Source organism: Xanthomonas sp. LF02-5, assembly GCF_034105325.1.
In the GTDB taxonomy this organism is placed as follows: domain Bacteria; phylum Pseudomonadota; class Gammaproteobacteria; order Xanthomonadales; family Xanthomonadaceae; genus Xanthomonas_A; species Xanthomonas_A sontii.
On record NZ_JAXGGF010000008.1, the window covers coordinates 89,862 to 102,405 of the forward strand.

The 12,544-nt window shown below is 69.8% G+C and carries 8 protein-coding genes; 4 read left to right on the top strand and 4 right to left on the bottom strand.

Annotated elements, in window-relative coordinates; translation table 11 throughout:
* The first annotated feature begins 134 nt into the window (after positions 1–134).
* Together panD and pgi are read left to right on the top strand one after the other, a co-directional pair.
* Positions 135–515 (top strand): aspartate 1-decarboxylase, encoded by a 381-nt coding sequence (gene panD, locus SLW52_RS18760; RefSeq protein WP_017909999.1) that lies wholly within the window; start codon positions 135–137, stop codon positions 513–515.
* Entirely contained in the window at positions 512–2,026 is a 1,515-nt protein-coding gene (gene pgi / locus SLW52_RS18765) for a glucose-6-phosphate isomerase (RefSeq protein WP_320740925.1), read from the top strand. The genes panD and pgi overlap by 4 nt, the downstream gene beginning before the upstream one ends.
* 69 nt (positions 2,027–2,095) lie before the next feature.
* Here pgi and SLW52_RS18770 read toward each other — a convergent pair whose 3' ends face one another.
* Positions 2,096–4,060 (bottom strand): alkaline phosphatase PhoX, encoded by a 1,965-nt coding sequence (locus SLW52_RS18770; RefSeq protein WP_320740924.1) that lies wholly within the window; start codon positions 4,058–4,060, stop codon positions 2,096–2,098.
* 392 nt (positions 4,061–4,452) lie between these two features.
* On the opposite strand from SLW52_RS18770, the gene SLW52_RS18775 reads away from it, so the two are divergent.
* Together SLW52_RS18775 and SLW52_RS18780 are read left to right on the top strand one after the other, a co-directional pair.
* The gene (locus SLW52_RS18775) at positions 4,453–7,071 is read left to right on the top strand and encodes an exo 1,3/1,4-beta-D-glucan glucohydrolase (protein ID WP_320744254.1); all 2,619 of its coding nucleotides are present in this window, start codon (positions 4,453–4,455) and stop codon (positions 7,069–7,071) included.
* 96 nt (positions 7,072–7,167) lie between these two features.
* Positions 7,168–8,730 carry a sodium/sugar symporter gene (locus SLW52_RS18780; RefSeq protein ID WP_026143574.1) on the top strand — a complete coding sequence of 521 codons (1,563 nt, stop codon included), beginning with the start codon at positions 7,168–7,170 and terminating at the stop codon, positions 8,728–8,730.
* Between the two features lie 28 nt (positions 8,731–8,758).
* On the opposite strand, the gene SLW52_RS18785 is transcribed toward SLW52_RS18780, so the two are convergent.
* From SLW52_RS18785 to SLW52_RS18795, 3 genes are all read right to left on the bottom strand, one after another.
* Positions 8,759–10,552, bottom strand: a complete 1,794-nt coding sequence (locus SLW52_RS18785; protein ID WP_320740922.1) for a sensor domain-containing phosphodiesterase — start codon at positions 10,550–10,552, stop codon at positions 8,759–8,761.
* An 82-nt stretch (positions 10,553–10,634) separates the two neighbouring features.
* Positions 10,635–11,201, bottom strand: coding sequence for a response regulator transcription factor (locus tag SLW52_RS18790; RefSeq protein ID WP_160958516.1), 567 nt, complete (start codon positions 11,199–11,201; stop codon positions 10,635–10,637).
* The gene (locus SLW52_RS18795; RefSeq protein ID WP_043091040.1) at positions 11,198–12,421 is read right to left on the bottom strand and encodes an ATP-binding protein; all 1,224 of its coding nucleotides are present in this window, start codon (positions 12,419–12,421) and stop codon (positions 11,198–11,200) included. The genes SLW52_RS18790 and SLW52_RS18795 overlap by 4 nt, the downstream gene beginning before the upstream one ends.
* Between the last annotated feature and the right edge of the window lie 123 nt (positions 12,422–12,544).

Sequence of the window (12,544 nt, forward strand, 5' to 3'; positions counted from 1 at the left end):
CCGCGACCGGGCTTTCCCGTGATCGCCGGTCGCGGCTGAAGCCGCTCCTGCGACGGTTTGAGGCCGCCCCTCACCACCGCCACCTAACCCTCGGCTGCTAAACTGCGCGTCTTTCCTGACCGCAGTCCCGTGCCATGCAACTGAGCCTGTTGAAGACCAAGATCCACCGCGCCACCGTCACCCATTCCGAGCTGAACTACGAAGGCTCGATCGCCATCGACGGGCTGCTGCTGGACGCGACCGGCATCCGCGAATTCGAGCAGGTGCACATCTGGGACGTCACCAACGGCGCGCGCTTCAGCACCTACGCGATCCGCGCCGACGAGGGCAGCGGCATCATCTCGCTCAACGGCGGCGCCGCGCGCCACGTGCAGGTCGGCGACCTGATCATCATTGCCGCCTTCGCCGGCATGAGCGAAGAGGAAGCCGCGCGTTTCCAGCCGACCCTGGTCTACGTGGACGGCGCCAACAAAATCACCCACACCAACACCACCATCCCAAAGCAGGCCGCATGACACAGTCCACCGGTTTCGACGCACTGCATTCCCACGCCCAGCGCCTGCGCGGGGCGCGCCTTCCCGACCTGCTGGCGGCCGAACCCGGCCGTGCCGAGACGTTGGCGTTGCAGGTCGGACCGCTGTACTTCAATTTCGCCCGGCAGAAATACGACCGCGCCGCGCTCGACGCGCTGCTGGCGCTGGCTGCCGACCACGACCTGGCCGGCGCCTTCCAGCGTCTGTTCCGGGGCGAGACGGTCAACGTCACCGAAGGCCGCGCCGCGCTGCACACCGCGCTGCGCGGCAACCTCACCGACGCACCGGTGGCCAGCCAGGCCCACGCCAGCGCGCGCGAGGTGCAGCAGCGCATGCGCGCGCTGATCGACGCCCTGGCGCAGACCGAGGTCACCGACATCGTCAGCGTCGGCATCGGCGGCTCCGATCTCGGCCCGCGCCTGGTCGCCGACGCGCTGCGTCCGGTCACCGGCGCGCGCTTCCGCGTGCACTTCGTCTCCAACGTGGACGGCGCAGCGATGCAGCGCACCCTGGCCACGCTGGACCCGGCGCGTACCGCCGGCGTGCTGATCTCCAAGACCTTCGGCACCCAGGAAACCCTGCTCAACGGCCAGATCCTGCGCGACTGGCTGGGCGGCAGCGAGCGCCTGTACGCGGTCAGCGCCAACCCCGAGCGCGCCGCCAAGGCCTTCGACATCGCCGCCGGCCGCGTGCTGCCGATGTGGGACTGGGTCGGTGGCCGCTATTCGCTGTGGTCGGCGGTGGGCTTCCCGATCGCGCTGGCGATCGGCGCCAACGCCTTCGAACAGCTGCTGGAGGGCGCCGCGCAGTTCGACGACCACGCCCTGAACGCGCCGCTGGAGCGCAACGTGGCCGTGCTGCATGGCCTGACCACGCTGTGGAACCGCAACCTGCTCGGCTATGCGACGCAGGCGGTGATGACCTACGACCAGCGCCTGGCGCTGCTGCCGGCCTACCTGCAGCAGTTGGTGATGGAGAGCCTGGGCAAGCGCGTGCGTCTGGACGGCAGCCCGGTCGAGGCCGACACCGTGCCGGTGTGGTGGGGCGGCGCCGGCACCGACGTGCAGCACAGCTTCTTCCAGGCGCTGCACCAGGGCACCAGCATCGTGCCGGCCGACTTCATCGGCTGCATCCGCAACGACGACCCGTACACCGTCAACCACCAGGCGCTGCTGGCCAACCTGCTGGCGCAGACCGAAGCGCTGGCGAACGGGCAGGGCAGCGACGATCCGGCCCGCGACTATCCTGGCGGCCGCCCGAGCACGCTGATCCTGCTCGACGCGCTGACCCCGCAGGCGCTGGGCGCGCTGATCGCGATGTACGAGCACAGCGTGTACGTGCAGTCGGTGGTCTGGGGCATCAACGCCTTCGACCAGTTCGGCGTGGAACTGGGCAAGCAGCTGGCGAGCCAGTTGCTGCCGGCGCTGCAGGGCCAGTCCACCGAGATCGCCGACCCGGTGACGCGCGCGGTGCTGGGGCGGTTGCAGGGCTGAGCGAAGCAGCCTCCGATCGCGCGAGCCTGGCTGGCTCGCGCGATTGGTCAGTGATGCTGGACGCTGCGCTCAGACTTCGTCCAGGCGCAATCCGACCGGGTCGCCAGTGAGATAGCCCACCGCGGCGCCGTAGCGGTCCTTGTAGTTGGCGCGGACCAGCGGATCCAGCTGCGCCTTGACCTTGTCGTGCAACGGGCTTTCCCAGTCGCCGGGATGCTGGAAGTTGCTCATCACGTAGGTCCAGCCGTGGATCTCGTCGACCGCGTGCAGGCCGGTGGATTCAGCCCCGGCCGGCACCGACAGCAGACGCGACAGCTTGCCGGTGTCGACGTTGTAGGCCCACAGGAAGTTGTTCACGTGCATGGCGCTGTCCTCGCCGATGAACAGTGTGCGCAGGCGTTGCGAGAACTTGATGTTGTCCGGATTGGCGATGCGCTCCGGGTCGGCCAGATTGCCCAGCGCGTCGGCCGCCGGCAGGTCGCGGCCGGTCAGCGCGGGCGGGGCGCTCATCGACACCGGCACCCACTCGCTGCGGATCGGCTGGCCGAGATGGTCGCGCTGGCCGTCGCGCAATGGCAGCGCATAGATCGCGCCGGCGGTCGGGCCTTCCACGCGGATGTCGCCGGAGCCATCGAGCATGCTGCCCTGGATGTAGGACATCGCCGAGTAGGCGATGCGATCGCGCGTGTCGACCGTGGTGCCTTCCATCTTGGTGAAGCCCAGGCTGCCGCCGACCAGCGCGGCGTAGCGGTGGGTTTCCAGGAAGGCGGCGGCCTGTTCCATGCCCGGGCGCAGCCGCACCCAGTTGAAGCCGCCGCTGTAGGGAATGCGGGTGTAGCCGGGGTCGCCCGGATCGCGCGTGGCCACGTCCATGATGTCGCCGATGCGCAGCACGTCGGCCATCGCTTCGATCTCGTCGCTGCTGGCGTGGCCCAGGCGGATCCAGTCCAGGGTGGCCGCGCCGGGGCCGATGGCCGAGCGTTGCCGCCACTTCGCCACGTACAGAGTGCCGCTGGACAGGTCGCACTCGCGGTCGGCGACGAACAGGAACAGGCCGCCGTTGCTGGCGTCGTCGCCCATCAGCACGGTGCGCCGGTCCGGCATCACCTGCACCAGTTCGTGCGAGATGCGGCCCAGGCAGTAGTGCTTGCGGGTGCTGCCGCTGCCGTCGGCGTGCACGGTCACTTCCGGCAGGTGCCCGTAGTGATACGGATTGGCGCGCGTGGGATCGCCGTAGAGGTGTTCGCTGAAGCGCTGGAACTGGGTGTTGCCGGCGATGCTGGCGGCATCGGGTTCGTATTCCTCGCTGGACAGGTGCGTGTTCCAGGGCGAGAGGCTGGCGCCGCAGGTGGTCCACAGGCCGTGCACCGCCGAGGTGTCGACGTTGTGGTACTTGACCAGACGCAGGTGGCCGCTGCGCGGGTCCTGGTCCAGGGTCAGCACCGCGATCGGCGCCGGCAACTGGCGATAGGTGCCGTTGCCGGCCAGATCGCGCGTGGTGTACTCGAACTGCACCACCGCGAACACCGTATTGCCGCGTACGCCGGGCACGTGCGCGTGCGGCAGGGTCAGCAGCGACGAGCCGTCGGGACAATCCGAGAAGAACGGCCGTTCGCTGCCGGGGACCGAGCGGTCCAGGATCGGCCGGTTGTGGATGTCGTAGTAGCCGCCGGCCAGCACGCTGCCGCCGGCGCCGTCGGGGACTTGGTCGCCGGTCAGGAAGAACGGGCGGTAGGCCAGGGCGTACCGCTGGCGGCTGCCATCGTGCAGGATCACCTCGACATGCGAGCGCACGCTGGTGGTGGCCATCGCCGCCGGCTCGGCCAGCGAAGGCGCCTCCATGCCGTCGAAGCTGACCGCGCGCACGCGCGGCCGTGGCGGGCGGCCTGGCCGCGGCGGAGGCGGAGGCGGCAGACGCGCGGCCGCGGGGTCGCTCGCCAACGCGGCAGAGGAAAGGCTGCCAAGCGGCAGCAGGGAGGTGCCGGCCAGCAGACGCAGGGCGCGGCGGCGACCGGAATCGGGGAGATGCGACATCGGGGGACTCTCCAGAACGGACGGGATACCGGTCACTCCCCCTCGTGCCGGCGCGGTCCAACCTAGGCGCGCTTGGTGACATTCGTTTGAAACCTGCGAGCGGTCGCGGCCGGCAGCCACTGCGCCAAATGCGGTGCCGCCCTTGCGCAGTGCGCATGTCGGGCGATATTGCGGCGCAGCAAACGCGGCGGCTGCCGATGCCGCGGGGGAGCGCGGTCGACGACCCGGACGCAGCCCCGCACAAGCAAACCCGGTATTCCATCGCTATAGCGTCAGCCGATATCCCGCCGACATCGGGGCATACCTCGCGCCGCGGTTGACAGGCTTGGGGCGATTCGGGAAGCGTAGGCGCCGGCCGCACCTCGGCGTGGGCGGTCCGGCCGCGACATGGCATGCGTTCGCCGTTCCTGGGAGGGAGTCTCTTGCATACACAGCCTGCTGGCGCGCGCGCGCCGCTTCGCACTGCGCTGGCCGCTGCCGCGGCGCTGGGCCTGCTCGCCTTGGCCGCCGCCGTTCCCGGTCGCTCCGTGCCGGTCGCACCGGCGGCCGCGCCGCCGCCGCCGATCCACCCGGACCGGTGGCCGTCGCCGGCCTGGCCGCTGCAGGAGGATCCGGCGCTGGAAGCGCGCATCACCAAGCTGATGGCGCAGATGTCGGTGGAGCAGAAGGTCGGGCAGACTGTGCAGGGCGACATCGGCAGCATGACCCCGGAGGACGTGCGCAAGTACCACATCGGCTCGGTGCTGGCCGGCGGCAATTCCGATCCCGGTGGCAAGTACGATGCCAGCCCGGCGCAGTGGCTGGCGCTGGCCGATGCCTACTACACGGCGTCGATGCAGACCGACGGTGCCGGACCTGCGATCCCGATCATCTTCGGCATCGACGCGGTGCACGGGCAGAGCAACATCGTCGGCGCCACCCTGTTCCCGCACAACATCGGCCTGGGCGCGACCCGCGACCCGGAGCTGATGCGCAAGATCGGCGAGATCACCGCCGCCGAGACGCGTACCACCGGCATGGAGTGGACCTTCGCCCCGACCGTGGCGGTACCGCAGGACGACCGCTGGGGCCGCACTTACGAAGGCTATTCGGAGTCGCCCGAGGTGGTGGCCAGCTTCGCCGGCAAGGTGGTCGAGGGGCTGCAGGGCGTGCCCGGCATGCCGGGTTTCCTGGACGGGTCGCACGTGATCTCCTCGGTCAAGCACTTCCTCGGCGATGGCGGCACCACCGACGGCAAGGACCAGGGCGATACCCGGATCAGCGAGCAGCAGCTGCGCGACATCCACGGCGCCGGCTATCCGCCAGCGATCGCGGCGGGGGCGCAAACGGTGATGGCCTCGTTCAACAGCGTCAACGGGGTCAAGATGCACGGCAACACGGTCATGCTGACCGACGTGCTGAAGGGGCAGATGCATTTCGGCGGCTTCGTGGTCGGCGACTGGAACGGCCATGCCCAGGTCCCCGGCTGCCGCAACGACGATTGCCCGGCCGCGTTCAACGCCGGCGTCGACATGCTGATGGCGCCGGACAGCTGGAAGGGCGTCTACGAGAACGCGCTGAAGGCGGTGAAGTCGGGGCAGATCCCGATGGCGCGGCTGGACGATGCGGTGCGGCGCATCCTGCGGGTGAAGCTGCGCCTGGGCCTGTTCGAGGCCGGCAAGCCGTCGCAGCGTCCGCTCGGCGGCAAGTTCGAGCTGCTCGGCGCGCCCGAACACCGCGCGGTGGCGCGGCAGGCGGTGCGCGAATCGCTGGTGCTGCTGAAGAACCAGGGGCAGCTGTTGCCGCTGAAGCCGCAGCTCAAGCTGCTGGTGGCCGGCGACGGCGCCAACGACATGGGCAAGCAGGCCGGCGGCTGGACCCTCAACTGGCAGGGCACCGGCACCAAGCGCGCCGACTACCCCAACGGCACCACCATCTGGGAAGGCCTGCAGCAGCAGGTCGGCGCCGCCGGCGGCAGCCCCGAGCTGGCGGTGGACGGCAAGTTCGCGACCAAGCCGGACGTGGCGGTGGTGGTGTTCGGCGAGCATCCCTACGCCGAGTTCCAGGGCGACATCGCCACGCTGCTGTACAAGCCCGGCGACGACAGCGACCTGGAACTCATCAAGTCGCTCAAGGCCCAGGGCATTCCGGTGGTGGCGGTATTCCTGAGCGGGCGGCCGCTGTGGGTGAACCGCGAGATCAACGCCGCCGACGCCTTCGTCGCGGCCTGGTTGCCGGGTTCGGAAGGCGCCGGCATCGCCGACGTGCTGCTGCGCAAGGCGGACGGCAGCGTGCAGTACGACTTCCACGGCAAGCTGAGCTTTTCCTGGCCGCGCACCGCGGTGCAGTTCGCCAACAACGTCGGGCAGAAGAACTACAGCCCGCAGTTCGCCTTCGGCTATGGCCTCACCTACGAGGACAAGGGCGATCTGAGCCGGCTGTCCGAGGTGTCGGGCGTGTCCGGTGCGCAGGCGGTGGGCGGGGTGTACCTGGACCGCGGCAAGCCGGCGGCGGGCATCAACCTGATCCTGTTCGGCGGCACGCAGGCCAATCTGCCGGCGGCGACCTTCCCGGCGGCACTGGCCGACGGATCGCTGAAGGTCACCGCGATCGACCACAAGGCGCAGGAGGATGCGCGACGCTTCGTCTGGTCCGGCAGCGGCACGTCCGGGTTGGCGCTGGTGTTGCCCAAGCCGCTGGACGTGTCGCGCGAGAGCAATGGCGACGTGCAATTGATCCTGACCGTCAAGGTGGATGCGGCGCCCGGCGCCGCCGCGCGCATCGGCGTGGCCTGCGGCCACGACTGCGGCGCGCGCGTGGACCTGGGCAAGGCCTTGGCCGCGCTGCCCAAGGGCGAGTGGCGCACGCTGGGCGTGCCGTTGAAGTGCTTCGCGGCGGCCGGCGCCGACCTGACCCGGCTGGAGCGTCTGCCGGAGATCGAGAGCGACGGCGCACTGGATCTGTCGCTGTCGCGGATCGCGCTGGGTAGCAGTAATGACGCGCAGAGCGTGGTCGACTGCCCGCTGCATTGAGCGGCGACGAACGGTTTTCTTGAAAGAGCGGCGCCGCCCACGCGGGCGGCGTCATGGACAACGGTGCGACAGGGCTGCGGCCCGTAGGAGAAGGCAGTGGGGTTGGCGACGTTGGATGTGGCGATCGTGGTGGTCTACCTGGCGGGCATCTTCCTGCTCGCGCAATGGGTGTCGCGGGAGAAGGCCGGGCACCGCAAGAGTGCCGAGGACTACTTCCTGGCCAGCAAGACCCTGCCGTGGTGGGCGATCGGCGCCTCGCTGATCGCGGCGAACATTTCCGCCGAGCAGATCATCGGCATGGCCGGTTCCGGCTACGCGATCGGTCTGGCGATCGCCTCCTATGAGTGGATGGCGGCGCTGACCCTGCTGATCGTCGGCAAGTTCTTCCTGCCGATCTTCCTGCGCAACGGCATCTACACCATGCCGCAGTTCCTGGAGCAGCGCTACGGCAAGTGGATCCGCACGCTGATGGCGGTGTTCTGGCTGCTGCTGTACGTGTTCGTCAACCTGACCTCGATCCTGTGGTTGGGCTCGATCGCGGTGAGCCAGGTCACCGGCATGGACCAGACCCTGGCGCTGGCGCTGATCGGCGTGTTCGCGCTGGTGTACCAGCTGTACGGCGGGCTGAAGGCGGTGGCGCTGACCGACATCGTCCAGGTCACCCTGCTGGTGCTGGGCGGCCTGCTGGTCGCTGGACTGACCCTCTCGCGGATCGGCGACGGCGCCGGCGTGCTCGCCGGCTTCCGCCACCTGTGGAACGCGCACCCCGAGCACTTCCACATGATCCTGTCCAAGGACAACCCGTTCTACAAGGATCTGCCGGGCCTGAGCGTGCTGCTCGGCGGCCTGTGGGTGATGAACATCAGCTACTGGGGCTTCAACCAGTACATCATCCAGCGCGCGCTGGCGGCCAAGAACATCGGCGAGGCGCAGAAGGGCATGGTGTTCGCCGCGTTCCTGAAGCTGCTGATGCCGGTGGTGGTGGTGGTGCCGGGCATCGCCGCGGTGGTGCTGGCGCCGGACCTGGCCAAGCCCGACCAGGCCTATCCGACCATGATGCAGCTGCTGCCCAGCGGCATCCTCGGCCTGGTGTTCGCCGCGCTGGTGGCGGCGATCGTGGCCTCGCTGGCATCCAAGATCAATTCGGTGGCGACCATCTTCACCCTGGACTTCTACGCCAAGTTCCGCCCGCAGGCCGACCAGCCGCAGCTGGTGCGAGTCGGCCGCGTGGCCGCGGTAACCTCGGTGCTGATCGGCATCCTCACCGCGCGGCCGCTGCTGGGCAATTTCGACCAGGGCTTCCAGTTCATCCAGGAATTCACCGGCTTCTTCACTCCGGGCGTGGTGGTGATCTTCATGCTCGGCCTGTTCTGGAAGCGCGCCAACGAGGCCGGCGCGCTGACCGCGGCGATCGGCTCGGTGCTGCTGTCGTTCGCGCTGAAGAAGCTGTGGCCGGAACTGCCGTTCATGGACCGCATCGGGCTGGTGTTCGTGCTGTCGCTGGTGGCGGCGGTGCTGGTGTCGCTGCTGACCCCGCAGGCGCCGGCGCGCGACCTGATCCGCACCGACGACGTGCGCTACGGCACCACGCTGGGCTTCAAGCTCGGCGCCGCGGCGGTGATCGCGATCCTGGTGGCGTTGTACGCGGTGTTCTGGTGAGCCACGGGCGGGCCGTGGCGCGGCACGCTCAGGCGTCGTCGCCCTGCCACGGCTCGGCCAGCCAGGCGTCGAGCGCCTCGGCCGGCATCGGCCGCGCGATCCAGTAGCCCTGGCCTTCGTCGCAGCCCCAGTCGCGCAGCATCCGGTACACGGTTGCGCTCTCGATGCCCTCGGCCACCACCTGTTGGCCGAAGTCGTGGCCGAGATGGATCATCGACGGCACCAGCATGCCGTCGCTGCGGCTGCCGGGCAGGGCGCGGATGAACGACTGGTCGATCTTCAGCGCGCTGGCCGGGATGTTCTTGAGATAGCCGAGGTTGCTGTAGCCGGTGCCGAAGTCGTCGATGGCGATCTTCACCCCGAGCGCGCTGATCTGCTGCAGCTGTTCGGCCACCCGCTGCGGATCGCGGATCATCGCGCTCTCGGTGAATTCGATCTCCAACGCGCCGGGCGCCAGCGCATGCTGCTGCAGCAGCGCCTGCAGCCGGGCGATGAAGTCGGCCTGTTCCAGGTCCACCGCCGACACGTTCAGCGACACGCTGAAGGTATAGCCGCGCTGCTGCCACAGCGCCGCCTGGGCGATGCCGGCGCGCAGCACCCAGGCGGTGATGCGGCTCATCAGTGCGGTCTTTTCCGCCAGCGGGATGAAGTCGTTCGGCGCCACCGTGCCCAGCAGCGGATGCTGCCAGCGCAGCAGCGCTTCCACGCCCACGCATTCGCCGCTGCGCAGGCTCACCCGTGGCTGGTAGTGCAGGCTCAGCTGGCCGCGCGCCTCCAGCGCTTCGGGCAAGGCGGCCAGGATCCGGAAGGCATTGCGCTGGTTGGCGTCGTGGTTGCGCTCGTACAGGCTCCAGCGCTGCCCACGCTGGCGCGCCATGTCCACCGCGGTGGTCAGCGAGCGCACCGTGTGATTGGCGCTCAGCGCCCCGTCCAGACGCACCGCGCCCAGCGAGGGGCTGGCCGCATGCGGAATGCCCTGGTGGTCGATCGCCGCGGCGAAGGCGTCGCAGAGGTGCTCGCACCAGTACTCCAGATGCGCGGTGTCGCTGCCTTCCATGATGAACACGAAGGTGGTGGTGTCGATGCGGTACAGCGGCAGGTTGCCCAGCGCCTTGCGCAGGCGGTCGCGGGTGGCCAGCAGGTAGCCCTCGGCGTACTCCCAGCCCAGCGCCTTGACCATGTCGCGGAAATAGTCGATGCCGCACACGTCGATCGCCACCGCGGTGTCGTGGTGGTCGGCGGTCTGCAGCGACAGCCACATGGTCAGGTCGTCGTTGAAGCGGCTGCGGTTGGGCAGGCCGGTCAGCGCGTCGACGAAGCCGCTGTTGCGCAAGGTGTCGATGCGCACCATCAGCAGGTCGCGCAGGTCCTGCAGGGTGCGGCGCGCGACCTCGTCGAACTCGTGGCGCGGCTCGCTGTCGATCACGCACAGCGTACCCAGGCTGGCGCCATCGGCCATCAGCAGCGGCGCGCCGGCGTAGAAGCGGATGAACGGCGGGCCGGTGACCAGCGGGTTGTCGCGGAAACGCGGATCCTGGCGGGCATCGGGCACCACCATCAGTTCCGGGCTGTGGATCGCGTAGGCGCAGAACGCCTGGCTGCGCGGCGTCTGCGGAACCTCCAGGCCGACCCGGGACTTGAACCACTGGCGCTGTTCGTCGATCAGCGAGACCAGCGCGATCGGCACCCGCAGGTAGCGGGACGCCAACTGTGTGACCAGATCGAAGACCTGGTCGGCCGGCGTGTCCAGCAGACACATCTGGCGCAGGGCGCTGAGCCGTTGCGGCTCGTCCAGCAAGGCGGGTGGGGGAGACTTCAGCATGCCGGGTTATCGGCCCGGTACCAGGGGACTTGAGCGCCGGTCGGAAGGGCGGTTCAGGCTGCCGCGGCGCCCCGACGCACGCTCAGCGCGGCGGGTCGCGCTGCGGGCTGGGCCGCTTGGCCAGCTTGCGCTGCAGCGAGCGGCGGTGCATGCCGAGCAGGCGCGCGGCGGCGGAGACGTTGCCGCCGGTCTCGTGCATGGCCTGCTGGATGTGCTCCCACTGCAGGCGGCTGAGCGGGGTCATCGCGTCCGGCACGTCGCTGCCGTCCTCGTCCTCCTCTTCCTCGGCTTCCAGGCCGATCGCGCGCAGGATCATCGGCACGGTCGCCGGCTTGGGCAGGTAGTCGTCGGCGCCGAGCTTGATCGCCTCCACCGCGGTGGCGATGCTGGCGTAGCCGGTGACCAGCAGGATGCGCATGTCGGCGCGGATCGCGCGCAGCGGCTGGATCAGCGCCAGGCCGGATTCATCGCCGAGCTTGAGGTCGATCAGCGCGTAGTCCGGCGGCGCCTCGGCGGCCAGCGCCAGTGCGGCGGCGGCGCTGTCGGCGGTGCGCGTCTCCAGGCCGCGGCGGGCGAGGGTGCGTTGCAGGGTGCGCAGGTACAGCGGATCGTCGTCGACCAGCAGGCCCAGCGGGGTGTCGGTGTTCATGCGGAGGTCTCCAGGGCGAGCAGCGGCAGGCGGAAGCCGACCCGGGCGCCGTGGTCCGGCGCCGGCTCGGTCCACAACTCGCCGCCCAGGCGTTCGATGGTCGCATGCGACAGCGCCAGGCCCACGCCCATGCTCTCGGGCTTGCCGCTGCGGAACAGAGTGGCCGGCAGGCCGACCTGGTTGGCGTCGAAGCCGCCGCCGTAGTCGCGCACCTCGCCGACCAGTTCGCTGCCGGTGACCCGCACGTTCAGGTCCACCTGCGGGTGGCCGGCGCGTTCGCCGGCGTCGGCGGCGTTGTTCAGCAAGACCTGCAGCAGATGGCCGATGGCGCTTTCCATCCGCAACTGCAGCGGCGCGTCGTCGTTGCGGCGCAGCCGCACGGTCGGCCGCACCAGCTGCCACTGGTGCAGTACCTGCGCCAGCGACACCGTCTGCCCGCCGGCGCGCTGCGCCGGTGCGGCCAGCGCCAGCACCCGTTCGCGGCACTGCACCAGCAGTTCGCGCAGGGTGTCCAGGTCCTCGCGCAACTCCGGCTGGGTACTCTGTTCGGCGATGTCGTCGGTGAGCAGGGTCATCGTCGCCAACGGTGTGTTCAGCTCGTGCGCCACCGACGCGGCATGGGTGGCCAGGGCGACGATGCCCTCGTTGCGGGTGAAGCGCTCCCGCAGCAGCGCCAGCTCGCGTTCGCGTTCGCGCATGGCCATCGCCAGGCGGGTGGAGAACACCAGCACCACCACCGTGGACAGCAGGAAGTTGGCGGCCATGCCCCAGCGCTGCAGGTCCAGCGCCTGGTAGGGGCCGTGCGGCAGCGGCAGGCCGAACAGCGCGCTGACCGCATAGCCGGCCACGCAGGCCAGCGCCACCGCCAGCGCCCAGCGCAGCGGCAGGGCCAGCACCGCCAGCGCGATCAGCACCAGGAACAGCGAGCCGAAGGCGTTGCCGATGCCGCCGCTCCAGCCGACCATCCAGGTCAGCACGGTCACGTCGACCAGGATGTGGCCGAAGGCGGTGGCCGGCGCGGCCGAGTCGGCATGGCGCAGGCGCAGCTGCGCGTACAGGTTGAACAGCGCCAGCACCGCCACGCCGGCCCACAATGGCGCCTGCGGCAGCGGCAACTGCAGCGGCCAGGTCGCCACCAGGATCGTCGCGGCCTGGCCGGCGGTGGCCAGCCAGCGCAGGCTGCACAGGGTGCGCAGGAAGGAGGCGTCGGTGGAATCCATGCTGCGCATCGTATGCGCTGGACCCGGGGGCTGCCTGCGACAAACCGTCGCAGCGGTGCCGCCTGGCTGAATCGGCGGTGCCGGCGCGTGCGGCAGGAGCGGCCGCGCAGGCTAAAATGGGCG